29 protein-coding genes are annotated in these 26,957 nt (G+C 40.4%); 14 read left to right on the top strand and 15 right to left on the bottom strand.

Annotated elements, in window-relative coordinates:
• Positions 1-42: 42 nt before the first annotated feature.
• Entirely contained in the window at positions 43-1,890 is a 1,848-nt protein-coding gene (locus PQ477_RS17670) for a serine hydrolase domain-containing protein (protein WP_274272583.1), read from the top strand.
• 56 nt (positions 1,891-1,946) lie between these two features.
• Here PQ477_RS17670 and PQ477_RS17665 read toward each other — a convergent pair whose 3' ends face one another.
• Positions 1,947-2,525: a CGNR zinc finger domain-containing protein gene (locus PQ477_RS17665; RefSeq protein WP_035396124.1), complete on the bottom strand. Its 579-nt coding sequence runs from the start codon at positions 2,523-2,525 to the stop codon at positions 1,947-1,949.
• A gap of 89 nt (positions 2,526-2,614) precedes the next feature.
• On the opposite strand from PQ477_RS17665, the gene PQ477_RS17660 reads away from it, so the two are divergent.
• From PQ477_RS17660 to PQ477_RS17625, 8 genes are all read left to right on the top strand, one after another.
• On the top strand, positions 2,615-2,932 hold the full coding sequence (locus PQ477_RS17660; protein WP_186370778.1) for a DMT family transporter: 318 nt from the start codon (positions 2,615-2,617) through the stop codon (positions 2,930-2,932).
• 20 nt (positions 2,933-2,952) lie between these two features.
• Positions 2,953-3,297 carry a DMT family transporter gene (locus PQ477_RS17655; RefSeq protein ID WP_052008077.1) on the top strand — a complete coding sequence of 115 codons (345 nt, stop codon included), beginning with the start codon at positions 2,953-2,955 and terminating at the stop codon, positions 3,295-3,297.
• Between the two features lie 320 nt (positions 3,298-3,617).
• Entirely contained in the window at positions 3,618-4,319 is a 702-nt protein-coding gene (locus PQ477_RS17650) for a response regulator transcription factor (RefSeq protein WP_274272582.1), read from the top strand.
• Positions 4,316-5,692 carry a HAMP domain-containing sensor histidine kinase gene (locus tag PQ477_RS17645; RefSeq protein WP_274272581.1) on the top strand — a complete coding sequence of 459 codons (1,377 nt, stop codon included), beginning with the start codon at positions 4,316-4,318 and terminating at the stop codon, positions 5,690-5,692. Before PQ477_RS17650 ends, PQ477_RS17645 begins: the two co-directional genes overlap by 4 nt.
• Positions 5,679-6,347 carry a PepSY domain-containing protein gene (locus PQ477_RS17640; protein WP_274272580.1) on the top strand — a complete coding sequence of 223 codons (669 nt, stop codon included), beginning with the start codon at positions 5,679-5,681 and terminating at the stop codon, positions 6,345-6,347. The genes PQ477_RS17645 and PQ477_RS17640 overlap by 14 nt, the downstream gene beginning before the upstream one ends.
• Before the next feature lie 93 nt (positions 6,348-6,440).
• On the top strand, positions 6,441-7,217 hold the full coding sequence (locus PQ477_RS17635) for a PepSY domain-containing protein (protein WP_274272579.1): 777 nt from the start codon (positions 6,441-6,443) through the stop codon (positions 7,215-7,217).
• Between the two features lie 117 nt (positions 7,218-7,334).
• Positions 7,335-7,739, top strand: coding sequence for a VOC family protein (locus tag PQ477_RS17630; protein WP_035396113.1), 405 nt, complete (start codon positions 7,335-7,337; stop codon positions 7,737-7,739).
• A gap of 172 nt (positions 7,740-7,911) precedes the next feature.
• Positions 7,912-8,073: a hypothetical protein gene (locus tag PQ477_RS17625; protein WP_164468421.1), complete on the top strand. Its 162-nt coding sequence runs from the start codon at positions 7,912-7,914 to the stop codon at positions 8,071-8,073.
• Positions 8,074-8,159: 86 nt separating this feature from the next.
• Here the strand turns inward: PQ477_RS17625 and PQ477_RS17620 are convergent, their stop codons facing one another.
• The 5 genes from PQ477_RS17620 to PQ477_RS17600 all read right to left on the bottom strand — a co-directional run bounded on the left by PQ477_RS17620 (position 8,160) and on the right by PQ477_RS17600 (position 13,737).
• Entirely contained in the window at positions 8,160-9,125 is a 966-nt protein-coding gene (locus PQ477_RS17620; RefSeq protein ID WP_035396110.1) for an ABC transporter ATP-binding protein, read from the bottom strand.
• Complete coding sequence (locus PQ477_RS17615) at positions 9,122-10,102, bottom strand: ABC transporter ATP-binding protein (protein WP_035396185.1); 981 nt, start codon at positions 10,100-10,102, stop codon at positions 9,122-9,124. Before PQ477_RS17615 ends, PQ477_RS17620 begins: the two co-directional genes overlap by 4 nt.
• A gap of 14 nt (positions 10,103-10,116) precedes the next feature.
• Positions 10,117-11,013 (bottom strand): oligopeptide ABC transporter permease, encoded by an 897-nt coding sequence (opp4C, locus tag PQ477_RS17610; RefSeq protein WP_274273594.1) that lies wholly within the window; start codon positions 11,011-11,013, stop codon positions 10,117-10,119.
• 45 nt (positions 11,014-11,058) lie between these two features.
• Complete coding sequence (locus tag PQ477_RS17605; RefSeq protein WP_274272578.1) at positions 11,059-12,015, bottom strand: ABC transporter permease; 957 nt, start codon at positions 12,013-12,015, stop codon at positions 11,059-11,061.
• 63 nt (positions 12,016-12,078) lie between these two features.
• On the bottom strand, positions 12,079-13,737 hold the full coding sequence (locus tag PQ477_RS17600; RefSeq protein WP_081762265.1) for an ABC transporter substrate-binding protein: 1,659 nt from the start codon (positions 13,735-13,737) through the stop codon (positions 12,079-12,081).
• A 321-nt stretch (positions 13,738-14,058) separates the two neighbouring features.
• Between PQ477_RS17600 and PQ477_RS17595 the strand changes: the two genes are divergently transcribed.
• From PQ477_RS17595 to PQ477_RS17585, 3 genes are read left to right on the top strand one after another with little or no spacing between them, the layout of a single operon-like run.
• The gene (locus PQ477_RS17595; protein ID WP_186370777.1) at positions 14,059-14,223 is read left to right on the top strand and encodes a hypothetical protein; all 165 of its coding nucleotides are present in this window, start codon (positions 14,059-14,061) and stop codon (positions 14,221-14,223) included.
• Positions 14,224-14,376, top strand: a complete 153-nt coding sequence (locus PQ477_RS17590) for a hypothetical protein (protein WP_274272577.1) — start codon at positions 14,224-14,226, stop codon at positions 14,374-14,376.
• Complete coding sequence (locus PQ477_RS17585; protein WP_060705917.1) at positions 14,373-14,588, top strand: hypothetical protein; 216 nt, start codon at positions 14,373-14,375, stop codon at positions 14,586-14,588. The genes PQ477_RS17590 and PQ477_RS17585 overlap by 4 nt, the downstream gene beginning before the upstream one ends.
• Positions 14,589-14,853: 265 nt before the next feature.
• On the opposite strand, the gene PQ477_RS17580 is transcribed toward PQ477_RS17585, so the two are convergent.
• Entirely contained in the window at positions 14,854-15,189 is a 336-nt protein-coding gene (locus PQ477_RS17580; protein ID WP_035396099.1) for a winged helix-turn-helix transcriptional regulator, read from the bottom strand.
• Between the two features lie 109 nt (positions 15,190-15,298).
• Here PQ477_RS17580 and PQ477_RS17575 point away from each other — a divergent pair, with 109 nt between their 5' ends.
• The gene (locus tag PQ477_RS17575; RefSeq protein WP_060705918.1) at positions 15,299-15,685 is read left to right on the top strand and encodes a RidA family protein; all 387 of its coding nucleotides are present in this window, start codon (positions 15,299-15,301) and stop codon (positions 15,683-15,685) included.
• Between the two features lie 82 nt (positions 15,686-15,767).
• On the opposite strand, the gene PQ477_RS17570 is transcribed toward PQ477_RS17575, so the two are convergent.
• From PQ477_RS17570 to PQ477_RS17555, 4 genes are all read right to left on the bottom strand, one after another.
• Positions 15,768-18,884, bottom strand: a complete 3,117-nt coding sequence (locus tag PQ477_RS17570) for an MMPL family transporter (RefSeq protein WP_274272576.1) — start codon at positions 18,882-18,884, stop codon at positions 15,768-15,770.
• A gap of 86 nt (positions 18,885-18,970) precedes the next feature.
• Entirely contained in the window at positions 18,971-19,534 is a 564-nt protein-coding gene (locus tag PQ477_RS17565; RefSeq protein WP_052008264.1) for a TetR/AcrR family transcriptional regulator, read from the bottom strand.
• Between the two features lie 331 nt (positions 19,535-19,865).
• Positions 19,866-20,090, bottom strand: coding sequence for a hypothetical protein (locus PQ477_RS17560; protein ID WP_035398073.1), 225 nt, complete (start codon positions 20,088-20,090; stop codon positions 19,866-19,868).
• Positions 20,087-21,169: a response regulator aspartate phosphatase gene (locus PQ477_RS17555; protein ID WP_035398071.1), complete on the bottom strand. Its 1,083-nt coding sequence runs from the start codon at positions 21,167-21,169 to the stop codon at positions 20,087-20,089. The genes PQ477_RS17560 and PQ477_RS17555 overlap by 4 nt, the downstream gene beginning before the upstream one ends.
• 470 nt (positions 21,170-21,639) lie before the next feature.
• Here PQ477_RS17555 and PQ477_RS17550 point away from each other — a divergent pair, with 470 nt between their 5' ends.
• Positions 21,640-22,878 carry an MFS transporter gene (locus tag PQ477_RS17550; RefSeq protein ID WP_144558893.1) on the top strand — a complete coding sequence of 413 codons (1,239 nt, stop codon included), beginning with the start codon at positions 21,640-21,642 and terminating at the stop codon, positions 22,876-22,878.
• An 81-nt stretch (positions 22,879-22,959) separates the two neighbouring features.
• Here PQ477_RS17550 and PQ477_RS17545 read toward each other — a convergent pair whose 3' ends face one another.
• The 4 genes from PQ477_RS17545 to PQ477_RS17530 are packed head-to-tail and all read right to left on the bottom strand — an operon-like array spanning position 22,960 to position 26,919.
• Complete coding sequence (locus tag PQ477_RS17545; protein ID WP_144558892.1) at positions 22,960-24,309, bottom strand: GntT/GntP/DsdX family permease; 1,350 nt, start codon at positions 24,307-24,309, stop codon at positions 22,960-22,962.
• Positions 24,310-24,337: 28 nt separating this feature from the next.
• Complete coding sequence (dgoD, locus tag PQ477_RS17540) at positions 24,338-25,486, bottom strand: galactonate dehydratase (protein WP_274272575.1); 1,149 nt, start codon at positions 25,484-25,486, stop codon at positions 24,338-24,340.
• A 14-nt stretch (positions 25,487-25,500) separates the two neighbouring features.
• On the bottom strand, positions 25,501-26,130 hold the full coding sequence (locus tag PQ477_RS17535; protein ID WP_035398066.1) for a bifunctional 4-hydroxy-2-oxoglutarate aldolase/2-dehydro-3-deoxy-phosphogluconate aldolase: 630 nt from the start codon (positions 26,128-26,130) through the stop codon (positions 25,501-25,503).
• Between the two features lie 42 nt (positions 26,131-26,172).
• Positions 26,173-26,919, bottom strand: a complete 747-nt coding sequence (locus PQ477_RS17530; RefSeq protein ID WP_035398063.1) for an IclR family transcriptional regulator — start codon at positions 26,917-26,919, stop codon at positions 26,173-26,175.
• Positions 26,920-26,957: the final 38 nt, after the last annotated feature.

The following is a 26,957-nucleotide window of genomic DNA, read 5'->3' as shown; positions in this document are numbered from 1 at the left end:
ACGTATTACAACAAATAAACGACGAAACCTTAAGGAGACTTTATGAAATCATTCATCTTTCCCATTATTTTTATCTGTATTCTGTTGGTAAACCCTTTTCTCGCAATGGCTGCCTCCACCCCCTCAGGTATACCTTTAGAAGAGGTTGAAGACGTTGTTGATCAATTTGCTTCTGAGCATATTGGGCAATCCACCGTCGGAGCGAGTGTTGTCATTGTTAAAGATGGGGAGATTGTGTTAGCTAAAGGCTACGGTCAAGGGGATGTTGAAAACAACGTGCCTATTGATGCTGAAACGTCCGTTTTTGAATGGGGATCCATTAGCAAGTTGTTTGTCTACATAGCTGTGATGCAGCTTGTTGAGGAAGGAAAACTTGATTTACAAGAGGATGTACGGACGTATCTACCAGAAGGCTTTTTAACAAGGCTTCACTATGATGAGCCGATTACAATCATGCATTTAATCAATCATCAGGCTGGCTTCGAGGATTATGTCTTTGATCTTGGTTACAGTGATAAGGCACTTGTTGAATCATTGGAAGAAGGCTTAAAACGTGGTGAGCCCAAGCAGATTTATCCACCAGGTGAAGTGGTTGCTTACTCCAATTACTCGAATGCGCTAGCTGGGTACATTGTTGAACTTGTGACGGAGCAACCATTTTATGAGTATGTGCACGATCATATCTTTTCTACGTACGATGAGCCAGTAGAGGCTGCATTTGTTCCAAATGATCCGACAAGCACGGTTGAAACGAATAAAGTAAACGGATATTTGCCAGCCGGTGTAGGTGAGTTTATTGAGGGTAACCCCTTTTATGTGTCGATTTACCCTGCTGGCGGCTTAAATGGAACTGCCCTTGATTTAGCGCAGTTTGCTCTCGCCCTTATGCCGGAAGATGGCGAATCAACACTGTTTCAGTCTGAATCGACGTTAGAGGAGCTGTTTACACAAACGTATGCACCTACAGACAATTTTCCTGGATTGGCCCATGGTTTTTGGGAATTCCCAGGTTCACAAAGGACGGTCGGTCACGGCGGCAATACGGCAGCGTTCTCTAGTCATTTTCAGCTTGTTCCTGATGAACGATTTGGGGTCATTGTGTTGACGAATCAAGGTGGGGAATTGCACTTCACACAGGAGCTCATGACAACTCTAGTCGGTTTAGATACGACTAAAACAACTAGTTCCTTGCCAGACACGAGCGAAGTAAGCGGTTCCTTCCAACAGTCAAGAAAGATGGATTCCTCTTTTATTCGTCTTTATTATTCGCTCCTAATGATGTCAATTGAACCACATGACAATGAGTCGATTGTCGTCTCCTTTGGAGGTGAATCCGCCATTTACCAGCAAGTGCAACCCTATGTGTACGCATTGGATGAAGGTGCCCCACTGTTTCTAACTATGCCTTATCTTTATGCCCAAATGGAAGATGGCGAACTCGTCAAAGTATCAAGCTCAGCAGGTGATTATTTCCCTAACTCTTGGATGAATCAAGCCCTTCTTATTTTGTTGGTTGTATCTTGTCTTTATCAAATTATAGCTGCGCTAACGATTCCGGTTGCCTTTCTCATACGGAAGATACGCCGTTCAAACAAAAAAAGCACGAAACCGTTTATTGGCTTGCATCTGCTGTCGTTCGCTCTTATTGTAAATGTTGGCATCATGGCATTTCGTATGCTAACAGACACAGCAAGACGCTTTAGTGAGTTTTATGTTCAAATTGGGCTTAATTATGTGTTACTGCTTCTCGCTTTCCTATTCTTTTTCTTCTGTATGAAACGCATACGACGAGAGAAGACGAGCAAAGGGCTACTGTTTTTAAGAATACTGTCTCTTGTTATGTTTGTACTGCTTGCTAGCTCGCTTATCTATTGGAGAATGCTCGGTTGATGGGGTGTAAGCCCCATCTTTTTTTACTATCTAATTCACTCAGCAACGTGTGACCTTTACTTTTTCGTTGAATGGTAAAATCGTTTTGCTTTCTCTCTATTGCCACATACCTTCATCGAACACCATTGTTTACTTTGATTCTTTGTTTGATCAATAAAAAGCCACTCACAACGGCTACTTTGACATTGCTTTACTTTCTGAATTGTCTTTGACATGATCAAGTCTCCAAATGCTAGGACGACGACATAAGCAATGTTTGTTAACCCTCCTGCTCCTATTAACTTCTTTTCAAATACTCCAGCCTCATTCTGTGTAACTTCCGTATGCTTATGGGCTTGTTTGATCCATTCATTGAATGTGCGACGATCATCTACAGCCGCTATTGTCCGCTTTATGGCATGAAGCGCTAGTCGATACATTACTTCTCTTAACTCAATCATTTCAGCCAAACTCATAGCAGAGCCGGAGTCTTCCTCTACAGAAATCCCGGTGTAATCCGCCCACTTCATCACATCCATCTCACTATTAAACCACTCTTGATGATTTTCAGTGCGGTGAAAGTTTGCTGAATTGATAAAATCTAACCCAATATTTCCAGTACGTTTGCTTAATTCAAAAGGTTTCATTTCGTTCATTGTTACCGCTCTCCTCATCATTTCAGCTTGCTAAATGTAGTTTAAAGGGTTAGTATATAACTGTCAAAAGTATTTTAGGAGGTTATAATGTGCTCGGTTACCTTTTTCTCTTTCTTGCCATTGTCATTGAGGTTTATGCCTCAATTCAGTTAAAACATTCTAACGGCCTAAAATTCATTGTACCGAGTTTATTAACTTTTTTTGGATACGGTTTAGCGTTCTTTTTTCTAGCAAGATCTCTCATCTATTTACCTATGAGTATCGTTTTTGCGACATGGTCGGGCTTAGGAATAGCATCAACCGTACTGTTTTCCCTTTTTTTTCTAAACGAGCGAGTTAGTAAACAATCCATTGTGGCGTTAACGATTTTGCTTTCCGGAATTATTTTATTGAATAGTAGTTCTTAAAAAGATTGAGGTGGATGGTTTTGCAGAAACACTATTTGTATTTGGCATTAGCGATTTTTTTTGGATTATGTGGACAAATTCTGCTTCAGTATACAAATGGCTTTACAGAGGTTCTTTTTACCATTGGCTGCCTTGCCTCTTATTTTCTAGGGTTTAGTTTCCTAGCCTTTGCCGTTAAGAAACTACCTTTATCCATTTCTTACGCTATTTGGGGCGGGGTGGGTACTGCGATGTCTGTTGTATTTGGTGTTATTCTTTTTAATGAATCACTCTCTATTATCAAAATTGTAGGCACGATTCTCATCATAATAGGGATTGTTCTACTTCAATTAAGAAAGAAAAAACCTATTCGGAACGAAAACTAGTCTTTTTTTACCTTCGATGTACCTTTCTTCAACTCGATCTCAAACTTTACGCTTCTACCTTTAATAGAATGGAAAATCTTTGTTGAACTGTTTGTACCGCGTATTTCCGCTTTTATTCATTGCCGATTGGTGGGCAAGGAAACGATGTTGGTAACATTTCATTCCTTTATCATTTTCTGCCTTTCGCTATCGTTACCTTTTTTCGAATTTTTATTTGGTTAAGCACCCGCTCCCTTCTCTCATCTGATTTTAACTTGTCACGTTCCCTTTTTTTGTGTACGCTACGTTCAAGAATACATCTTGGTGGAAGGGACGATCCTATGGAAAGGAAAAGCCATATACTTGTCGTTGAAGATGAGCACCGGATTGCTCGCGTGCTCCAATTAGAATTAACTCATGAAGGCTATACGACAACCATTTTTCATAATGGATTTGATGCATGGGAAGCACTCCAGTCCCACTCGTTTGATTTGTTGCTTCTTGATGTGATGCTCCCTGGATTAAGTGGCATTGAATTATTACGACGGGTTCGTAGTCGAGATGATTCAACACCAATTATTATGCTAACGGCTAGAGATGCCACCGTTGATAAAGTAACCGGGCTTGACCTTGGTGCCAATGATTACATGACCAAACCATTTGAAATCGAAGAGTTACTAGCACGCATTCGTGTGTCTCTGCGTCCTGTTACGATCGCTGAAAAACCTTCAACTTCTTCTCTATTAACAGCTGGCTCTCTTCGTGTTGATACCGCATCCCATGAAGTCCACGTTAAAGGGAACGAGGTCTCCCTCACCAATCGTGAATATACGCTACTTTGCTGTTTACTTGAACATCAACATCAAGTGTTATCACGAGAACAATTGCTGGAGCGTGTATGGGGCTATGACTTTTATGGCGAAACAAATATTGTTGATGTGTACATTCGGTACTTACGCAATAAGGTAGAAAAGCCGTTTGGCTTAGCCTTTATTCAAACCGTTCGCGGAGCTGGTTACATGTTAAAGGAATCAAGCTCATGACATTGTCATGGCGTATTACCTTATTTTCAACTGGACTTGTGACGATTTTGCTTCTTATAGTCAACTTGTCTGTTTATGCGCTGTTTAAAGAAAACTTAACAACCAGTGAATTGGATCGGCTTGCAAGTCAAGCTGTCTCTATTTCCACTGGGATTGACCAAGCAAACTCAAGCCCTGAGGCGCGCAATCAATTTATCCATACGTATGCCCCTGAAAACGGGATGTTACGGCTTGTTGATGAGAACGGCGCTTCTCTTTTAACTGTCACGAAAAATGACGATTTGCTTGACTGGCCTTCATCCTTTTCATCAAAGGAAACAGCGGATGTAGTGCACGTTGATGACGACCGGTACGCCACTGCTTATACCCCACTTATATGGTCAGATGGGCAAGTCGTCTCCTTGCAACTTACTCAGCAGCTTGATTATCTAGATGAAACTTTGCCCTTGCTTGGGATGATTTTACTGATTGCGTCCCTCGTTGTTTTCATTCCAACTTTTTTAGCAAGTCAAGCATTAGGACGATTTATTTTAAAGCCTATTCGTTCTTTAGCTGAAACGATGAATGACATCCGTCATCAAGGTACACTAAGAAAAGTAGCTGATGTCCCGACGAAACAAGATGAACTGGCTGACTTAAGCCATTCTTTTAACCATATGATTGATTTACTTCAACAACATGCCGATCAGCAGCAACAATTTGTGTCAGATGCCTCCCATGAACTAAAGACACCACTCACGGTTGTGGAAAGCTATGCCAAAATGTTGGAGCGATGGGGAAAACACGATCCTTCTATGATTGATGAAGCCGTTGACGCAATCCTGTCTGAATCAACAAGGATGAAAGCTTTAACAGAGCAGATGCTGCTACTAGCGAAAGGCGAAACACCAGCACATGAGAAAACGCCTCTTCACATCAATCAGCTTGTAAAAGAGACATGTGAAAGAATGAGCATCGCTTCTGAAAGGCCTATTACGTTTACTGATGCAGATCCTCCACTGTACGTACGAGGATCTGAACATTTACTGAAACAACTCTTTTTCCTATTACTTGATAACGGAATTAAGTATTCAGACGATGCGCTCACTGTAAGTGTAAAAAGACATACAGAAGAGCAATGCATGATTTCTGTTAAGGATCAAGGAATTGGCATCAGTCAAAAAGAGCAAGCAGCAATCTTTAAACGGTTTTATCGTGTCGATCAAGCACGCTCTCGAGAAACAGGTGGTAGCGGATTAGGTCTGTCTATTGCGAAAAAAATTGTAGAAGAACATGATGGATTACTTCAACTGGAAAGTATCGAAAACCATGGCTCTACGTTTTATGTGACGCTACCATTAGTGAGAAAGGAGCATGACGATGACACGTATTAGGAAATGGCTTCTTCTCGTCGCTTGCTGCATGTTGGTTGTCACAGGTATGTTTATATATCGCTGGCTTCAGCAAGACACCTTAAGTGATGCGGAAATCTCAGCCATTGTCATGGAACGATTTGATCCAAACGAAATGGAATCCATTACGTATAAAGGCGATGAACACGTCTACCAACTCACTTTTTTAAAAGGGTCAGGCGAATATGAGCTAACACTAGATGCGACATCAGGCTCTATTCAATCGTTGCGCTTGTTAAATCAACGGGAGACTCCGTTAAGTGAAGAAGAGATCAAGGCGATGTTGTTGGAGGCTTATCCAGAACAAGGGATTGACGTATCCAATATGGACTTACAGGATAACCGTTATTATGTGGACTATAGCGTAGATGGTCGGGCTGGAGAGGTCGAGGTGGATGCTTTTACAGGTCACATCATCCGCACTAGCCTTGAAGAAGAACAAGCGATCCTCTCTCCGGATCAGGCAATCGAAATTGCTCTTTCTGAGATACCAGGAACAGTTGAAGATGTAGAACAGGAAACCCGCAACAATCGACTTGTCTATGAAGTAGAATTGGAAGATACAGGGCGTGATGACGATGCCCTCGTCATTATTGATGCGTATACTGGTGAGATTATTTCGGTTATTTGGGATTAATGAATTTCTCATCAAACTCTCATTTTCCTTTCACGGTTCCTTCATTTGTAGAGGCTATAGTAAAGCTATCAAAAACAACTGGAGGTCAGAAAGATGAAAAAACAAACCGTTATGATTACCGGGACATGCGCTTTACTAGTAGCTGGAGGGGCAACTTGGAGTATTGCAAATGCCAAAGAAGATCCTGCTGTGAAAGAAGTCACTGCGCAATCAACCACAGTTGCAGGAACGACTGCTTCCTCTCTATCATTAGAACAAGCTGTTAAGCAAGCGGAAGAGTATGTTGGAGGCAATATGGTTAAAGCGAAGCAAGATGTTGAAGATGGGGTCGATGTGTATGAAGTCGATGTTCGTACGCCTCAAGAAACGTATGAATTTACATTCGATGTTCAAACTGGTGACCTAATTGACATTGATGGTGATTTGCTTCTAACTGAGAACAAAGCAAAGCCAGCTTTAACACAACAAGAGGCTGAAACGATTGCGGTTGAAAAAAGCGGCTTAGCAAATGTAAAGGAAATTGAATTAGAACAAGAAAAGGGGCTCCTTGTTTATAAGATTGAATTCGCCCAATATGACGACGACGTCGACTTGGTTATCGATGCGGAAACGGGTGATGTTGTCAAAATGGATGATGAGCTCCTAAACAGTACATCTGAGGACGGAGCAAAGTCTTTTCTTTCATTGGATGAAGTAACTGCTTTTATCCAGTCGGAACTAGGTGAACATGTGACAATACTGGAAAGTGAACGTGATTACGACGATGGCATCCCCCTTTATGAGCTTGAAGTCATGGTTGATAACGTTGAGTATGACATCGATCTTCATGCAGAGACTGGTGATATTTTAAAACAAGAACGTGATGAATAATTGTGTAAAGCTATCGCCCCGTTTTAGTAAATGGCGGTAGCTTTTTTACTACATACACCTGGTTACGCACACAGAATAAGGTTACACTACTTGTATGACGAGTAAAGAGGTGCTGTAATGACGACAAAAGTTTTCGTAAACTTTCCTGTTCGCAATTTAGCAATATCAACACATTTTTATGAACAGCTGGGCTTTGAGAAAAATGAAATGTTTTCGAATGAACACGCAAGTGCCATGATGTGGGACGATCGTTTTTGGATTATGCTGTTAACACATGATTTCTATAAACAATTTCTTCAAGGTAAAACAATTGCAGACACACAGAAAACAAGTGCGGCTTTAATTGCTTTTGAAATGAAAAGCGCAGACGCCATAAAACAATTCGCTAAAAAAGCGAAAGAGAACGGCGGTCATTATTATCGCATTGATCACGGTATCCCAGAGGAGCACATGTTTGGCCTTGAAGTACTAGATCTAGATGGCAACACCCTTGAACCGATGTGGATGGCACCTACTCAATGATCCTAAACAAATAGAAGCCTTAAACCAAAGACATGGGTTAAGGCTTTTTTGTCGTTTTTGCTAAATGGTTTTATCTATTATAAAAAAGTTTGTTTATCAGTCTTTACTTTGGCATTTGTTAAGTGTACCATCTAAGTAGAACACTAGTACACAAAAAGAGAGGAGAATGAATATGGAAAATGAGGGAATCGTTCAACAACTTAAAGGTAAGGCTGTTTCTGATCTAGAAATAACGGAAAGTGCTGTTGTAATAAAGTTTTCAGACAATACATTTTTAGATATTTATTTTGATACAGATAAACAACGGTTAATGACTTCCACTAACACATTATAAAGATCCTCTTGCATTAAACGCAACGCATACAAGCACCAAGCTAAAAACGCTTGGTGCTTTCTTAAACCTCACTCAACTGGTTGTGTTTAAGCAAAATGGCACGCTACATAATGACCTGATTCAACCTCACGGAATAAGGGTACTTTACTGGCACATGCGTTTGTGGCAATTGGACAGCGTGTGTGAAATTTACATCCAGTTGGTGGATTTGCAGGATTTGGGACATCTCCCTTCAAAGGAACCCGCTGTCGTTTGCGCTTGGGATCAGGTATAGGGACAGCGGCAAGGAGTGCTTTTGTATATGGATGAAGAGGATTTTGATAAAGTTGGTCTCTACTTCCCATTTCCATCATTGTTCCAAGGTAAAGAACACCGATACGGGTACATAAGTGTTCCACTACACTTAAGTCATGAGAGATAAACAAATAGGCCATATTTTTCTCTTCTTGCAGTTCTTGGAATAAGTTGATAATTTGCGCTTGGATTGATACATCCAAAGCAGATACCGGCTCGTCTGCAACTATAAATTCTGGGTCCATAATGACAGCCCGAGCAATACCAATGCGTTGTCGTTGACCACCGCTAAATTCATGCGGAAATTTGTCGATATGATATGTAGGTAACCCACATAGTTCCATGACATTTAGCACTTTTTCTCTGACAGTCGCTTTTGTAGCTAAGCCGTGATCGAGTAATGGCTCTGCAAGCGCCTCTCCTACACGTAAACGTGGATTAAGAGAACTAAAAGGATCTTGAAAAACAAACTGCAATTTAGGACGCAAGCGACGCATATCGCTTTTAGATAGTTCATGCACGTTTTGCCTTTTATATGTTACAGTACCTGACGTAATATCATGAAGGCGAAGTAATGATTTTCCAATGGTACTTTTTCCGCTTCCCGACTCTCCTACAAGTCCGAATGCTTCACCCTGATTAATAGTGAAGCTCACATGATCAACAGCAATCACTCTCTCTGGTTTACGATTGAAGAAAGATGCTTTCGTACTATAAACTTTTTCGAGGCTATTTACTTCTATGAATGGCTCGCTCATTGCACCGCCTCCTTTTCTTCATAAAGCCAGCAAGCAACTTCATGTTGGTTCTGCCCGTCCTTTGTTAAAGTTGGTGCTTTGCTTGTGCAAATATCCATACAGTGTTCACATCGGTCAGCAAAATAACAGGATTCTGGTAAATCTAAAAGCTGTGGTACTTGACCAGGAATTGTATAAAGTTTTTGTCTACGTGACCCAAGAATAGGTTTAGCTTGAAGCAAACCCTTTGTATAAGGATGTTTAGGACTTTCAAAAATATCCTCCACTTTGCCCTTTTCAATTACTTTCCCCGCATACATGACAACGACATAGTCCGCTACTTCCGCAACAACACCAAGGTCGTGAGTAATTAACAACATAGACATTTGTTGTTCTTCTTTTAGCATTCGAAGAAGGTCTAAAATTTGGGCTTGAATGGTAACGTCAAGCGCTGTGGTTGGTTCATCAGCAATTAACATCTTTGGATTGCACGAAAGCGCAATGGCAATCATGATTCGCTGCAACATACCACCGCTCATTTGATGCGGATACGACTTCAAAATAGATTCCCCACGCCCAATCCCTACGAGTTCAATAAGATCAAGGGCTTTTTTCTTAACTTCTTTCTTGGATAACGCCGTATGGTTGACAATCGTTTCCATCAATTGTTCTCCAATCGTGAGAACAGGGTTGAGCGAAGACATAGGTTCTTGGAAGATCATTGCCATTTCATTTCCGCGAATACGCCTCATATCTCCTTTTGACAATGTTCGTAATTCTGTACCAGCTAATTTCATTGATCCAGAAACGCTTCCTGATCCTGAAATAAGATCCATAATAGACAACGCGGTTACACTTTTACCGCAGCCCGACTCTCCCACAATACAAACCGTTTCCCCTTGATGAACCGTAAAGCTTACCCCATCAACAGCTTTTACGATCCCTTTCTCAGTATGAAAATGGGTGCGTACTTCTTCTATTTCTAACAACGGATTCACTTTTTCCACCGGTATCAACGTCCTTTCATGTTCGGATCAATCGCATCACGAAGCCCATCTCCAAGCAAATTAACAGATATGACGGTGGCAAATATGGCAACACCAGGCGGAATCCATAGCCACGGACGATTGGTAAAATCAATTAAACTATTCGCCGTATTGATCATGTTGCCCCATGATGCAGTAGGCGGGACGACACCGAGTCCAAAGAAACTTAAAACAGATTCACTCAAAATGGCACCTCCAACACTTAAAGTCGCGGTTACAATTAGTAGCGGAACTACATTTGGAAGGAGATGGTTTAGCACTTTGCGTCGATCCCTAAGTCCTAATGCTTCTGTTGCCTGCATAAATTCACGCTCACGCAAACTTAACACTTGGCTACGAACAAGACGGGCTAATCCTGGCCAGTTTACGAGACTTAGCATAATCATAACCACGTAAAGACGTTGTTCCGCAGGCACTCTCCACTCAGACATAACTGCTGCCATAATAAAAAGAAGTGGGATGCTAGGTAACGTCATTAAAATATCTGCAAGCCGCATAACGAGCTGATCCATAATCCCTTTGTAATAACCAGCTAAAATGCCAAGTATCCCACCTATTGATACTGCTAATAGCATAGCCCCTATACCGACAGTTAAAGAAATGCGACCAGCAAGCATTAAGCGCGTCAGCACATCACGACCTAAATGATCCGTTCCAAGCCAATGCGCTACACTTGGCGCTTGATGAATCATTTGAGAATTCGTCCCACTCGTCATATAAGGTGAAAAAAATGGCCCAACAAAACTAAATAAAAAGATAAACAAAAGAAAAAGGAGTCCGACAACCGCCATTTTATTTTTAATAAAACGACGCCCTACTTCCCTCCAAAGAGAAGATTTTTGTCCTTTTTCAAGATCAAACATGTGTGATGATCGTACATTTGGACGATTTTCCAACCTTCTTCCCCCTTACTTCACCCGAACTCGCGGATCAGCGACACCATACAGCAAGTCAGCTAGTAAATTGCTAATAACGGTCAAAAGAGCAATAAACATTGTGAAGCCCATTAATAACGGATAATCACGAACCGAAAAGGCTTGCATGTAAATCGCGCCAATTCCGGGCCAGTTAAAAATTTGCTCAATAATAATTGCTCCGCTAAATAGCGCTGGTAATTCAAACGCAAACAGCGTAATTGCTGGTAATAGAGCGTTGCGCAACGCATGTTTGTAAATGACTACTTTTTCCTTTAAACCCTTCGCCCTTGCGGTACGCACAAAATCCATCTTGATGACTTCAAGCATATTCGTACGAAAATAACGAGTGAGCCCACCAATCCCTAGCATGGTTAAAACGAGAACAGGCAAAATCATGTGCTCCAAAATACCCTTCATTCGTGCCCATCCCGTGTAATTCATCCCTGAACTTGTCATCCCTCCCGCCGGAAGCCAACCGAGATCAACAGCAAACAGTTTAATAACGATTAAGCCAAGGAAAAAGGACGGGGTTGCCATTGCCGCAAATACGAGAAAGGTAACAAATCCATCAAAAAAGGAATATTGTTTTGTAGCTGATACAACACCGATAACAACCGCGATGCCCCAAGTTAAAAAAAGCGAAGCAAAAGCAACAATAAACGAACTCCATATGTAATTTCCAAGGACCTCTGATACAGGACGCTGAAATTGAAGCGAATACCCTAAATCACCTTGAAAGAGGTTCCCCATCCAAATAAAATAGCGAATAAACGTTGGTTGATCGAAGCCATACAAGGCTGATAATTCTGCTTTTCGCTCAGCTGTTAAATTCGGGTCAGCATCAATAAAGTTTCCAGGAACAAGCGAGTACAGGAAAAAAATTAAGATGGATGCCCCAATTAAAGTTGGGATTAAATAAAGCAAGCGTTTAACTACATAATGACGCAATACGAGCTACCCCCTTTATCTTCAATAAAAAAGGAGGACAGACGACCCGTCCTCCTTTCCTAATCATTCAGCAACATCAACAACTTGTAAGTCTTCGAGACTAAGTGAAATTCCCCGGAAGCCGTTTGGCTCAAAGCCTTGTACGCGTGCATTTGTAGCAGACAAGACCTTATTATAATTTAGTAAAATCATTGGTGGATCTTCTTCAAGCGCTTCATATAATTCATGGTAGGATTCTGCTCTGGCATCTAAATCACTTACAGCAACTGCAGCATCAATTCGTGCATCGACTTCTTCATTCTTGTAGCCACGGAATGTATTTCCTGTATGATCCGAATGGAATGCTTGCACACCAATATGTGGGTCTGGCTGCATAGTTGTGGAGAAACTGACTAAATCATGATCTCCATTATCCACACGTGCTAGCAAGGCATTAAAATCCATTTGTTCAATTTGCAAGTCAATGCCAATACGCTGATAATCCTCTTGAAGTCTCGTTACGAGGACATCACTAGCTCCACTCGCTTCTGTCGTAAAGAAGTAAACACGTAGTTTCTCTCCATCACGCTCTCGAATTCCGTCCGAACCTTCAACCCAGCCAGCTTCTTCAAGTAAGCGTTCCGCTTCCTCAGGGTCATAGGGAAAGCCTTCAATTTCGTCTGTATAAGCCCATGAAACTGGTGATACTGGGACATTTGCGACTTGAGCAAACCCTTGAAAACGAATATCCACATACGTTTGACGATCAAATCCGTAGTTAAACGCCTTACGGACATTTGCATCTTTAAAAATGTCAGATTCATGGTTGAAGGCGATATAGCTGTAATTGGAAGACGTATACAAATTAATATCGGCAAACTCTAACGATTGAAGCATGTCAAAATTGTCTTGATCTGCCGCAAATGTTCCATAATCAAGCTCTCCAGTTTGGAAAAACTGCTGGGAATCTCCTTCTGTCGTTCGATAAATAAATGCATCTGCTTCTGGTTCGCCCTTATAGTAATGTTCGTTTGAAGTAAAACGAATCTCTTCACCTGGGTTATACGCTTCGAACGTAAATGGGCCTGCGCCAACAGGTCGCAGATGGAAATCGCTTATGTAATCAAGATTTCCTTTTTCATATTCTTCACCGTAGTAGGCTTTGCTTAAAACTTGACCACCAAGCATGGTGAGCGCACGTGCATTTGGTTCTTCAAGTTCGAACTCGATTGTACGCTCATCCACAATCGTAATACCCGTTATCTCATCGGCGTCTCCATCTTTGTAATCCAAACCACCAACTAAATTCGTTTCCGTGATGTCGGTTGATCCAGGATAGCTCGGGTCATAGAGAAGCGTAATAGTAAAGGCGACATCTTCAGTTGTGAATGGACGACCATCATCAAATGTTAAGCCTTCTCGTAGCGTATAACTGAAGGTCAACTCATCGTCAGAAACATTCCAATTCTCTGCTAATCGACCGAAAGGTTCGCCATTTTCATCAATATCAACCAACGGTGGGAACATGACAGCTTGAACATTCCCATCATATCCGCTTGTATTAAAGTATGGTGTAAATACACCCCCAGGTTCTTGAAGGCCAACGACAATGGTTTCTCCCCTATTTGTTGCAAGTGCTGGCGATGCAGCTGGATTACTGGCTTCAACTTGCGTATCTTCCACGAATTGAATGCTGGCTGTTTCCTCTTCACGATCACTGTTTGCTGGCTCGTCACTACCCATCTCCGTGTTACAGCCGCCAAGCACCACTGTAAAAGCAGCTACTGATAAAGAAAGTGTCCATCGTTTTTTCACTATTTCTCCCCCTTTTTAATCCCATAATTTTTCATATCTTTATGTAAAAAAGTTCTCTTATTATTAAAACATATAATTCCGATAAGTCAACAAGCGATTATAAAAAATCTGATTTTTTATAATTTACTCAAGTGCCATTTTATAAAGAGGTGCTCCTACTGAGATTGTTCAACGAGAACGAAGCAAGATCGAGTAAATAGCTATGAAACCTTTGTAGTTTCCATTCGTAAAGAACGTGAGGTGTTTTAAATGAAAAAAATTTATTTTATCGCTTCGGCTATCTTCCTTGTCTCTGGAATCATGAAGGTTATCTATAATCAACCTTTACTTTTTACCTTTTCAAGTTTCGCCCTCGCGTTTATCTATTTCCTATCTGGCATGATGGAAAAAAAGCAAATAGAGGGTGGTAAGTAGATGGACATTTATGTTGCTCTTGCAGTCTCGATTGCAGTCGGGACGTTCAGTTATACGGCTTCATTTCAAGGGAAATTGAATAGGCAAAATAAGCGAATGGAACAATTAGAGAGAAGAATGAATCAATTGGAAGGAGAGGAGAGAAAACGATGAAGAGGAAACAACGCCCACCTCACATCATTTATTTTATTTCTTCGTTTATTTCTATACTAATCGCTCTTTTTAGTTATTTTATCCTTCCTACATTTGGTTTAAATGGACAATCAGGGGTATTTATTTTTACTGGCATGTCCATTATCTACGTATTGTTAGGCACCATGTCTTATCGTCGTAGTAAGTACCCAACGAATACAGATGAAGAATAATGAGCAAGAGAACAATCCACATCTTCTAAACTCTTTTTTTATTCATATGCCTTCTTTGGGATGAGCAGTAGATCTTTCCTGCTTCCGAATGGATTGCTTCTATGAATAGTAAAAACCAACCTTTATGAAAAGGTTGGTTTTTACTGCTAAAGGCGCTTTTTGTAAAGCCCTTTTGCACACGATAAGCGTATTCGCACATACTTTACTATTAAATTTCTTCTGATTACCCGCTCTAGAAATGGTAAACCAATTTCCCGAAATTCTTCTAGTTTCTATTTTGATCTCCCCACTCACATAGCTGTTCCAGTACAGGTAAAAGCTCCTCTGCTTTAGAAGTGAGACTGTACTCGACTTTCGGCGGAACCTGAGGATATTCTTGTCTCTTTATCATTCCATCCGCTTCTAATTCTTTAAGTTGTGAACTCAGCATTTTATACGTAATTGGTCCGATTTGTCTTTTCATTTCATTAAAACGAACAGGCTCTTGTTCTGCTAATAAATAAAGAATAAGCAGTTTCCACTTCCCACCAATCACTGACATTGCATACCCAAAAGATGTCTCCTTGATTGAACCTTTTTCATTGTACTCAGCCATACTCATATTTTGACACTATCCTCCCTGGTAGTACCTATCAATAAAGTGCGTACTATTCTTGTGTATACATCAATACTATACTTACTTTATCTTAAATTGAAGGAGAGATTTCATTATGAGTATTGTCAAGACCTACAATCACAATCTTTGGGATCATGGAATTACGCAAGGGTATAGTGTGAACGGCACCATCTACGTTTCAGGCCAATTTGCGTACGATGAGGAAGGAAACTTTGAAAGCGAAAAAGGGATCGAGGCGCAAACGAAACGAACATTTGAAAATCTAGATCGTGTCCTTAAGGAACTCGATGTGACAACCTCCAACCTCGCCTATATCGAAATATATTTAACAAACCCACAAGCGCATACGGAAACGGTCATTGAGATGTTAAAGGAACACTTACATGATCACCGCCCTGCTGGTAGCCTCATTGGCGTTACCTATTTAGCTTTTCCAGAGCAATTAATTGAAATAAGTGCTGTTGCACACGCTGATAGCTGATCTTCCTACCCCTCAATGAATTGGTTTCTTACAAAAAGCAAGGCAGCACAGATGATGTGCTGCCGATTTTGCTTATGCTTCTTTACTCTTCTTGTTTATTTGGTTTTGCCCAACGACCTAACTTGTTCGTTACGCTCATTAATGCTGGCAACACTACAGGTAAAAATAGAATACTTAAAAGAAATAAACCGACAATCACGAGAGTCGCTACTTGCATTAGCGTGAGAACACCAGATGGATAAAGAGCGGCAAACGTTCCACCAAGGATGATCGCTGCTGAGATGATGACTCCACCAATATGACGTGAAGCAAGCTTTATCGCAGATAGTGCATCGCCTTCGGTTTCGCGGTATTTCATTAGTAAGAAGATACTATAATCTACCCCAATAGCCACTAAGAGAATAAACCCAAAGAAGGGAACATTCCAGCTTAGCTCTTCAACACCAAATAATGAGCCACTCACCATTTCCGTGATGGAAAGCGAAGTGTAATACGCAACAGCTAAAATGCCGACAATAAACAAAGGCAAATGGATGGATCGCGTAATAACCATAAGGAATAGGGCAATAGCTCCTAACATAATGGTTGCGGTGAATAAGAAATCACCATTCGCAACGTCGCGTAGATCTGCATTGACGGCAGACTGGCCTCCTACAGCTATATTCGCATCTTCTAGCGCTGTACCTTTAACTGAAGCTTCCCCAGCCTCTTGAATCTCTCGAACGACATCCATTGCTTCCGCTGAAAACGGATCAGCGTCTAATATAATCGTAAATCGTGCGATTTGTTTATCATCCGAAAGATACATGGATAATCCCTCTTGAAATTCGTCACTTTCGAGGATATCTTCAGGTATAAAAAAGCGTTGTGCCGATGTGGAATGACTAACCTCCCCTAAATATTGTTCTGCGTTTTCGAGACCTGCCGAGAGTTCATCAAGTCCTTCTGTACTAGCAAGTAATCCTTCTTGTAAAACGTTCATTTGACCTTTTAAATCTTGTAAGCCTGCTTGCAACTGCTCTTGGCCGGTTTGAATTTGCGTTAGTCCTGCCCCCAACTTACCTGCCTCTGATTCAACTGTTTTCGCTCCCTCTGCACCGTCTCTAAGCGCACCTTGCAATTGTCTAGAACCCTCTGCTAATTGGTTAGCTCCTGCATTCATTTCAATCATACTTTGATTTACTTGATTGAGAGATTGATTGGCTTCACTAAATGCTGTTAACGCTTGTTCCAGTTCTTGGGTCGCTCCCGTTAGCTGTGCCGAGAGCTGATTCATTTGCTCTGCCTCTCCACTAACGTTCTGAAGGGCTTCCACTACAGCAGGATCGGACGCAATAGCGGGATTCTCACTTAAAAACACCTCTAATGCTGTTTGAACGGCTGTCATATTATGAATGCCTTGCTCGAACAACGCAACCGCACTCGTAAATGTTTCACTAAATGTACGCAAGCCAGCTTCAATTTGACTATAGACAGAATAAAGCTCAGTGGTTGCAGCTGATACCGTTGTCAAATTAGTAGATAATAAGGTTAAACCCGATTCAATTTCCGCCGCTCCATTAGCCCCTTCTGAAACGCCAGAAGCTATTTGGGAGACAGCGTCTTGTAAAGCAACACTGCCTTGATACGCTTCAGCAGTACCGTCAATCAATAACTGAATGTGGTCAAAGTCACTGTCATTTGATTCAGAGAGCTGTTGCTCCGCTTCGGACAAGCCGGAACGAATCTCCTTCGCGCCACCATTCGCTTCGTCAACCCCCGTCCCAACTGTATTCGTTTGGTCATCGATATACAGCTCTTGTATCTTTTCTCCCGTTGGCCGGGTAGGAGACATGACTTCAGCAACACCATCCACTTTTCCAACTGCATCTGTTAATTGATCCATTTCCGTTAACATGGATTGTGTATCTAATGGTTCGTCTAATTGAATGACGAGACTTGCTGGCGATGAAAATCCACTTGGGAACTTATCCTGTATAAGTTGGATGCCTTGCTTAGATGAATAGCCATTATCAACTTCTAATAGATCGTTATAATGGACGTCCCCTTTTGATAGCATCAATACCGGGACAATAAAAACAGCTACAAGCAGTAAACTAACAACAGGTCTGAGGACAGAATGACTTGCTAAAAATGCCCATAAGCGACTGTCGCCATGCCCAACAAAGCGCTTGCTCGGCCAAAACATCCTTTTGCCCAGTAGGTGCATAAAAAATGGATTTAATGTAATCAATACGAGAATGAGAATGGCTACACCAATTGCAACAGCAGATGTAGATTGATAGAAAGAAAAATCGGCAAGTCCTAGCGTCGCAAATCCAATTAAAACAGCAATTCCGCTATATAAAACGGTTTTTCCAGATGAGCGTATCGTATTCTTTATCGCTACAGCGACATTCTCTTCTCTACTTAGCTCCTCTTTAAAGTTTGTATACAACAAAATATTGTAGTCTGTTCCTACGCCAAACAGAATGACAATTAAAAACACTTGAGTAAAATTAGAAAATGGAAAATCAACATGTTGTACAAGCCCCGCAATAATCGCCATTGAGACTAGATACGAGACACCTACCGTAATAAGCGATACAAAAGGTACAATAGGAGACCGAAACACAACAATAAGAACAAGAATAATAAACACAACAGCTACTATTTCGGTTTTCTTAATGCCGTCTTCTGTTGTTTTTGTGAAGTCTTCAGCAATAAGATCTGAACCGGTTACGTATACATCAACTTTGTCTGTGTCGACGAACGGTTTTATCACTTCTCTTACTTCATCAATTGTCCCAAATGACTGACGAACAGACATTTGTACAAGAGCCGCAGATTCATCCTCTGAAACAAGTTGCTCCTTTATCTCAGGATTCTCAAAGGGATTGACGATAGATGTAATTCCTAAATCTTCTTTTTCATTTTTTAATGATTGAATAATTGATTTTATTTCAGCGACTTGATCATCTGAAAGCGCTACTTCACTTTCTTCGTCAAACACTAGAATGAGATCGTACGTGCTTCCTTGATTCCCATTCATTTCCGACTCTAGATTGCTTGCCACAATACTTTGTACATGATCAGGCAGCGTGATTTCACCCTTATCCCGAACAAGTTGACCTAAATCAGGCAAAGAAAAGAAAGCCAGTACAGAGATTAGAACCCACACTATTAACGCAGTCCATCTATTTGTACGAAACATGTTCATCTATGAAACCTCCATCATTTACTATTCTTATAATACGGAATGAATATTCATTCCTTTTTTTATAGAAAGGTCAAGCGTCAACCGAATCAACGGCTAATCGCTCGCCATAGTTTTTCATCTAACGTTTTTAATAATGCGTCTGTTAGCAATAGTTCACCACCATTAAAACATTTCGCAAGCTCGACGACGGCACCGAACGTAATGGCCACAATTGCTTCAATTGGCAAGTCACGATCAATCATCTCTTGCTCTCGGCCAGCTTCGACAATGGTTGAAACAAAAGTCAGTAGAGACGTGTAGTCACATTTTGTCTTATCAGTTATATGCCTGCTTGTTGTATGCGAATTAATAAGCATAAGGGCATCAAAATTCTCCTGAGAGTAACGAATTAATGTGATAAAAAGGTGGCTAAACTGCTCCCTTGTTGTTTTCTCAAAAGGGAATTTCGCTTTTAATGATTCCTCAAGTCTGAACATTTCATCTTGCATAATAACATTTAACAATACTTCTTTATTTTCAAAGTAACGATAAATAGTTCCCGCACCTACAGACGCTTCTTCAGCTACTAGCGGTACAGTTGTGCCATCAAAACCTCTTCTAGCAAACAACGTGATAGCTGCCTGTTTTATATCTTCTTGTTTGTCGCCCAAAATTCAACACCTCTTCGGAATGAATATTCATTCCTCATCTTATAAGAAAAGTTTTTAAAAAGCAAGTTAAACAGACGATCATATATTATTTTCTGGAAACTTATTAAAAGAGCTCACTCTTTGTATCAATACTGTGGCTTTTTTCTCCTTGCAGTGGTACACCTAGCCTCAGAATAGGTAAACATAAAGAGATGTTTCATTTAACTAGATCTTAACTAGCTAACTAATATAGGATAACCTAAATAGAATTGAACCTACAAAAAATAGACCGTTTTATGAAGGTCTATTTCTTGTAATGGTTTATGATAAGTTTTTAAGTACTTTCTACTACTTAGTGAAAATCATGTTTCCCCTGCTGGTGGAAGTCATGCTTCCCTGCTATTTGGTGAAAATCGTGTTTTCCTTGCTGGTGGAAGTCATGCTTTCCTGCTATTTGGTGAAAATCGTGTTTGCCCTGCTGATCCACAGTTCCACTAGCTGCACTTGTGAATCCCCCTGATAACGATGTCGATGCAAGGATGATCACTGCCATCATTTTGAAAGACATTTTCTTCATATTAAATCCTCCCCAACATTTGATTGTTTTTTGCTCATTGTATGCACTAACCGTGCATACTTAAGCGCTGTTGCCAATTCCCCTTTTGATTCAAAGTATTGCGATATTTCATCATATATTTCTGAACATTCGAAGTATTTTTCGTTAGCTTTTAACATCTCTACACCTATTAGAACTTCCGAAAAATCGTTATCTAAATATAGCCCTCTGCTCACTTTACACTTCGCTTTAATCTCCATTAATTTTTGTGCTTTCGCACTGAATTCTAACTCGTCCAGCCCTCCTTTATACGTTTTATTTCTCAATCGTGCATTGAGTAAATTGTATTTAGCTTTTAAACCCGTAATGGATTGAGAGAACTCTTTTATTGATAATGCTTCCTCTAATAAATCAATCGCTTCTTCGACTCTTCGCTGCGTTAAACGATTTTGACTTACATTATGTAGAACCAAGGAGTGATAATATGGAAATGGTTTCGATATGAGTATGATTTCATTGTAAATGCGTTCAGCCAATGTTTGTTTACCAAGCTCAGTGGCAATCGCTGCTAAAACGAGTTTACAGCGAATCTCATTCACGACATACATATTGTTATGCTCAAAAAACTCTAGTGCTTGCTCCATATAAGAAGCTGCGAACGTATATTGATCAATACGATAATAGCTCATACCTAATTCTTGATAAAAGTCAGCCTTTTCAGCAGGTACATTTACTTTTTCAATAAGCCGTTCTGCAATTTTATACATTTGTATCGCAGATTTGTAACGTTCGTTTAGAAATTCGTTCTGCCCGGATACGAAATAATACATAAAATGAAGGTAGTCGTCTCTTTCTGTTTCAATTGGAGTGAGCAATGTGGATTCTAGCAATTCACCTTTTTCATACGTAGACAACAAATCATGTTTAAAACTGACTAGTTGATAGTACGCAATAATTTTTTCGTTTGGTTCCATTTGCATGATAAGGCTTTTTGATTCTTCCTTGGTTAGTTGTGCACGAACCATATCTTTTGCTATTAAACAACTATGCCATTCCACTATTTTGCTACCGACAATACTAGATGATAAAGCAATAATCATGTTACATCCCTCTTCTCCAGATTCATGTAATTGCTCTCATTATAAGTGACTTCGACAGGAACTTATATAGTTCTGACATATTTCCCAACACCAACTGACAAATTAATTAGAAAAATTAAAATATTTATCTTTTTATCATTTACCGACATTTTTTCGTTAACGCTGTTAGATTGCGTTTCATTGCGACAGATTCTTTAGAAACGTTGTCATAATTGGGTAAAAAAAATTGACAAGATGCAGCATTTAAAACTTTATTCGACAAAAGGGAAATTATTCATTCATTCATATTTCCCAATATGAAACTACTGAAATAAGAAGCTATTTCAGGTATTATGGAAGAATCTTGATTTTTCAATTGGTTGGTTAAGCAGTTGTATCTTTCATAAACGGTTATTTTAAAGAGAAAGAGGAACAAAACAAATCATTTTATTTCAACTATTCTTATTACTATCATCTAGGAGGCATTCACATTGGAAAACCCTGAACAAAAAATTGACGTCGTCCCTTCCCGTTCCCTCTGGAAGAATCGCCCTTTTTTATTATTAATCGGGAGCACCACGTCAAGTAGTCTCGGCTTATTTATGTATAGCCTTGTTATCCCAATACTGCTCTACAGTATGACACAAAGCCCTCTTCTCATCAGCACCATGCGATTACTCGAATTTTTAGTTGGTGGTACACTTGGGGTTGTTGCTGGTGTGCTCGTCGATCGAATCAATCGAAAAACCGCTCTTATCAGTGCTGCTGTACTTCAATGGATAACCATTGCAACATTGACCTTATTTTTATTTATGGGAAACATTCAGCTATGGGCGCTTTACTTCTTTGGCTTTCTGTATTTCACGTCCGGTCTATTAAATACAAATGCTGGTCACGCTGCGTTACCGCAAATAGTAGCGAAAGATCAGTTAACAGAAGCAAATGCAAAACTCGGAATTTTCAAAGACAGTGTTCGTCTTTTTGGTCCGTTAGTCGCTGGAGCATCTGTAGCGACCCTTAGCTACGCTGGAGCTATGTCAATCCAATTGCTTTTTGTAACGGTCACGTTAAGTTGCGTTTTATTTTTACCGTCTTTAGAAATAAAAACCGTAAAAAAGCAAGAACAACGTTCGATATGGAAAGAAACAAAAGAAGGATTTCATGAGATTTTTCATAACCCTTTACTACGTGTAACAACATACGTGATATTTTTTCAAAATTTCGGTTTTAGCTTAACTATTGGTATTTTGTTATTTTTTGCTGTTGATTATTTACAAGCAACGCCACAGCAGATCGGTGCGTACCTTAGTATTGGCGGGATTGGCGGATTGCTCGGTTTGTTTGCAGTTAAAAGACTAGTCGATCGCTTTCCACGTGGAAAAATTTATACATACACCAACATATTCGATATTCTTTTTTTCGTCATGTTGGCTTTTGCCACCTCATGGTGGATGATTGCAATTGGAATGGCCCTGTATTCATTTTCAACAGCTATTTCCAATACGATTTATCACGCTGTCAGACAAGAATTAACGCCTAATGACATGCTTGGTCGGGTTTCTGGTTCAGTCGCAACAATTGTTCAATTAACAATGCCTCTCGGAGTCATTCTTAGCGGCCTGTGGGCGGAATTCTTTGATATACGTGTTATCTTTTACGTAAACATTGTCTTTTCAACCGCTATTCTCCTCTGTTTAATGCGCACAACCTTTCATAAAACGGTTAAATAAAGCACGACTAGAAACAACGCGCAGCAGCGTGTTGTTTCTTTTTGCCCAACAGAAAAAGGGATTGCTCCCTTTTCTTTTGTACTATGAAAAAAAGAAACTTAATCCAAATACAACTAGAAACCCAACAACTCCAATAATCGTTTCCATAACTGTCCAAGATTTCAATGTATCCTTTTCTGACATTTCTAAAAAGCGGTTTACAAGCCAAAAACCAGAGTCATTTACGTGTGATAGCACTGTCGCTCCACATGCAATGGCAATTGCAATTAGCGCAAGTGAAGGCTGAGATAAATCAACCATGTCAATGATTGGTGAGATGAGTCCAGCTGCCGTAATCATGGCGACTGTGGCAGACCCTTGCGCTACACGAACAAATGTTGCAATTAAAAAGGCTAGTAAAACAAGCGGAAACCCCGATGAAGCCATTAATTCTCCCATCGCATCTCCTACACCGCTTTCGATTAAAACTTCCTTAAAAACCCCTCCTGCACCTGTAATTAAAATGACGATCCCTGCAGGCTCAAGTGCTTTTGTTGTCATCGTTTGTATTTGATGTTTTGATAAACCACGACGTTTCCCAAGAAAATACATAGCAATCAGTGTTGCAACAATTAAAGCAATAAACGGATGCCCAATAAACGTAAGCAGTTGATGGGTAGTGGATCCTTCTCTCAGTATCACACCCCCAACAGTATTTAATAAAATCATCGCAAGCGGCAATAAGATAATAAAACAAATGAGGCCAAAGCTCGGGAGTTGCTTCCTTTCCCCTTCTTCCTTAGCAGCTTCGACAATATGTGCAGGAACCCCTACGTGTACTTTATTTCCTATGTACCGACCAAATACAGGTCCAGCAATAATCATCGCTGGTACTCCGGCAATGATACCAAACAACATCATCCAGCCTAAATCTACTCCAAGTACAGTAGCTACAGCTATTGGTCCAGGTGTTGGTGGGATAAAACTATGCGCAACCGCAAGCCCTGCTAATAAAGGAATGGCATAGTAAAGAAGTGATTTCCCTGTACGCATAGCCAAACTATAGACAATCGGAATGAGGATTACAAGCGCAACATCTAAAAAAACAGGAATAGCGACTATAAAGCCTGTTAATGCTAATGCCCACTGTGCACGGTTTTCACCAAATCGATCCACTAGAGTAAATGCTAAACGTTCAGCTCCACCAGATGTACGGAGCAATTCGCCAAACATGGCGCCCAGCCCGACAACAATCGCAATAAATCCCAGGGTTCCACCCATCCCTACTTCCATCGTTTCAATTAAAAAGATTGGATCCATTCCAGTAAATATACCAATAAAGATACTAGCAATGAGTAGGGCTAGGAATGCTTGCATTTTAGAATGCATAATTAAATAAAGTAAAACGGCTATTCCAACAATTGTTACGAGTATTAACCCTAAAGAAGACATATGAAATTCCTCTCCTTCTTTCTCTCTATTACCATTCGGCTACGCTTTGGTCGTTGTGTCTCCAAATAGGGTTCTTCCAATTATGGCCTATCTCCGCCATTTTTCTTACATGTGCTTCATTAATATCTATCCCTAGTCCAGGTTGATTAGGGACCTTAACGTATCCATCTTCGTAAGCAAAGACATGCGCATCCACTACATAGTCGAGTAAGTCGGAACCTTGATTGTAATGAATACCAAGGCTTTGTTCTTGAATAAATGCATTATGACAGGTGGCATCTACTTGGAGACACGACGCTAATGCAATTGGACCTAACGGACAATGAGGAGCAGCAGCAACATCAAAAGCTTCAGCCATTGAAAGGATTTTTTTGTTTTCCGTAATACCACCAGCATGGGATAAATCTGGCTGGATGATATCCACATATCCATCCTTTAATACATCTTTAAAATCCCATTTTGAATACATTCGTTCACCTGTAGCAATTGGGATCACCGTATGATTGGCAATATCCCGTAACGCTTCATTATTTTCTGGCAACACAGGTTCTTCAATAAACATCGGTCTAAAAACCTCTAATTCTTTTGCAAGAATTTTAGCCATTGGCTTATGAACTCTTCCGTGAAAATCAATGCCAATTCCAATGTAAGGCCCGACAGCATCACGTATAGCAGCTACATTTTCTAGCACTCGATCAATTTTTTCATAGGAGTCTACATACTGCATTTCATCCGTTGCATTCATCTTTATAGCTTTGAACCCTTGATCCACTACAGCCCTTGCAGCTGCTCCGACATCGGATGGTCGGTCTCCACCGATCCAAGAATACACTTTGATCGATTCTCTGACTTTACCTCCTAACAATTGATGTACAGGCACACCTAAATGCTTTCCTTTAATGTCCCACAGCGCTTGATCAATTCCAGAAAGTGCACTCATTAAGATGGGTCCACCTCTGTAAAAGCCACCACGATAGAGAACATTCCAATGATCCTCAATCTGCAAAGGATCCTTACCAATTAAATAGTCCATCAATTCCATAACAGCTGCTTTAACCGTAGCTGCTCGTCCTTCAATAACAGGTTCACCCCAGCCAACGACTCCTTCATCTGTTTCAAGTTTTAAGAAAAGCCATCTTGGCGGAACTTGGAATAGCTCATAGTTTGTTAATTTCACGGTGGTGCCCTCCTCTAACTGTTTACTGTAAGCGAAACGAAGTGTTCCGCTTTCCGCGTTAGTTCTTCCAAAGATTGTTTTGTTACGGCTTCCGATGTGTTTACTAATGAGCTTCCAATCCCACATGCCACACCGCCTGCGCTAAGAAAAGCTTGAACGTTCCTTTCATTTACTCCTCCAGTAGGAACAAGCGGAATGTGAGGCAACGGTCCTTTTATATCCTTTATATACTCAGGCCCCATTCGAGCTGGAAATACTTTAATAAAATCAGCACCACATTCATAAGCTGAAAGAATTTCCGTCGGTGTAAAAGCGCCAGGAATACTTACTTTTCCGTAACGCTTTGTTAATTTGATCGTTTCTTCATTAACCGTTGGGGACAATAGGAAATCAGCCCCGGAATCAATAGCGGCTTTTGCTGACTCAGGATCAAGCACGGTGCCAGCACCTATGATGATTTCCGTTCCAAATGCTTTTTTTAAACGAGCTATACCATGTAGAGCTTGTGGAGAATTTAGTGTCACTTCAATTAAAGAAATACCCCCTTTTAGTAACGCTTCACTAATGTTTAGTAAATCTTCTGGTTGCGCGTCTCGAATGATGGCAATAAGCTTTTCTTCATGAATTTTCGCTTGCGTATGCATTCGACTTCCTCCTAATTTTTTTTACCGCTTAGTAGACGAAATCTATTTATAGCCAAGGTTGCTAGAAATGAGTGTCGTCGTTTCTCTTAAATGCCTTATAATAGAATGTTTGTGTTTTATCATTCTCTCTTTAGGTCCTGCTACACTAACGGCTGCTTCTATGGAGCCTACACTTCCAAAAATAGGTGCAGCAAAACAAACCAATCCTTCTTCATGTTCTTCATTATCAATTGCGTAGCCTTGACTTCGATACATCGTTAAACGTGCACGAAGATCGCTTTTACTCGTCATAGTACATTCTGTAATCGGTTCCAAAACAATGTTTTCAAAATAGTCATCCCGTTCAGTATCTTCCATAAACGCTAAATAGACTTTGCCTAAGCCAGTACAGTAAAGAGGGTTTTTCGCCCCTAAATAAGCTGATGTACGAATGGATCGGTCGCTATCCATTTTTGCAATATAGACTAACTCACCATTAACAAGCGTTGCCATAAAAACGGTTTCTCGTACTGCTCTTTGTAACTGCTTTAGTGAAGGTGTGGCTAAAGATAACAGATCAATAGATTCGAGCGCAGCCTGACCAATTGGGATTAGTTTAGGTCCAAGTATATACAGCTGACGTTGCTGAATCGTTACATAGTTCTCATGAACAAGGGTTTGCATAAGCGCTGACGTGCTACTCTGAGGAAAATGCAACAACGTACTAATTTGTTTTATTGTTAAGCCTTCTTTATGTGTACTCAAGAGTTCAAAAATTCGTAAAACACGAACCGCTGACTTTACTGACATAACACCCTCCATCACATATGTGATTACTCATCATGTAT

Source organism: Shouchella hunanensis (genome assembly GCF_028735875.1).
Lineage (GTDB): Bacteria > Bacillota > Bacilli > Bacillales > Bacillaceae_D > Shouchella > Shouchella hunanensis.
Note: the sequence above shows the minus strand (reverse complement) of the source record. Positions and strands in the feature narration are given on the sequence as shown.

Coding starts and splice junctions, on each gene's coding strand:
- PQ477_RS17580 (WP_035396099.1), bottom strand. CDS start 15,189: ATGAGTATGGCTGAGTACAATGAAAAAGGTTCAATCAAGGAGACATCT.
- PQ477_RS17560 (WP_035398073.1), bottom strand. CDS start 20,090: ATGAAGAAAATGTCTTTCAAAATGATGGCAGTGATCATCCTTGCATCG.
- PQ477_RS17585 (WP_060705917.1), top strand. CDS start 14,373: ATGAAGAGGAAACAACGCCCACCTCACATCATTTATTTTATTTCTTCG.
- PQ477_RS17535 (WP_035398066.1), bottom strand. CDS start 26,130: ATGCATACGCAAGCGAAAATTCATGAAGAAAAGCTTATTGCCATCATT.
- opp4C (WP_274273594.1), bottom strand. CDS start 11,013: ATGTTTGATCTTGAAAAAGGACAAAAATCTTCTCTTTGGAGGGAAGTA.
- PQ477_RS17645 (WP_274272581.1), top strand. CDS start 4,316: ATGACATTGTCATGGCGTATTACCTTATTTTCAACTGGACTTGTGACG.
- PQ477_RS17620 (WP_035396110.1), bottom strand. CDS start 9,125: ATGAGCGAGCCATTCATAGAAGTAAATAGCCTCGAAAAAGTTTATAGT.
- PQ477_RS17650 (WP_274272582.1), top strand. CDS start 3,618: ATGGAAAGGAAAAGCCATATACTTGTCGTTGAAGATGAGCACCGGATT.
- PQ477_RS17640 (WP_274272580.1), top strand. CDS start 5,679: ATGACACGTATTAGGAAATGGCTTCTTCTCGTCGCTTGCTGCATGTTG.
- PQ477_RS17630 (WP_035396113.1), top strand. CDS start 7,335: ATGACGACAAAAGTTTTCGTAAACTTTCCTGTTCGCAATTTAGCAATA.
- PQ477_RS17570 (WP_274272576.1), bottom strand. CDS start 18,884: ATGAACATGTTTCGTACAAATAGATGGACTGCGTTAATAGTGTGGGTT.
- PQ477_RS17665 (WP_035396124.1), bottom strand. CDS start 2,525: ATGAACGAAATGAAACCTTTTGAATTAAGCAAACGTACTGGAAATATT.
- PQ477_RS17590 (WP_274272577.1), top strand. CDS start 14,224: ATGGACATTTATGTTGCTCTTGCAGTCTCGATTGCAGTCGGGACGTTC.
- PQ477_RS17555 (WP_035398071.1), bottom strand. CDS start 21,169: ATGATTATTGCTTTATCATCTAGTATTGTCGGTAGCAAAATAGTGGAA.
- PQ477_RS17670 (WP_274272583.1), top strand. CDS start 43: ATGAAATCATTCATCTTTCCCATTATTTTTATCTGTATTCTGTTGGTA.
- PQ477_RS17545 (WP_144558892.1), bottom strand. CDS start 24,309: ATGTCTTCTTTAGGGTTAATACTCGTAACAATTGTTGGAATAGCCGTT.
- PQ477_RS17530 (WP_035398063.1), bottom strand. CDS start 26,919: ATGTCAGTAAAGTCAGCGGTTCGTGTTTTACGAATTTTTGAACTCTTG.
- PQ477_RS17595 (WP_186370777.1), top strand. CDS start 14,059: ATGAAAAAAATTTATTTTATCGCTTCGGCTATCTTCCTTGTCTCTGGA.
- PQ477_RS17575 (WP_060705918.1), top strand. CDS start 15,299: ATGAGTATTGTCAAGACCTACAATCACAATCTTTGGGATCATGGAATT.
- PQ477_RS17600 (WP_081762265.1), bottom strand. CDS start 13,737: ATGGGTAGTGACGAGCCAGCAAACAGTGATCGTGAAGAGGAAACAGCC.
- PQ477_RS17625 (WP_164468421.1), top strand. CDS start 7,912: ATGGAAAATGAGGGAATCGTTCAACAACTTAAAGGTAAGGCTGTTTCT.
- PQ477_RS17635 (WP_274272579.1), top strand. CDS start 6,441: ATGAAAAAACAAACCGTTATGATTACCGGGACATGCGCTTTACTAGTA.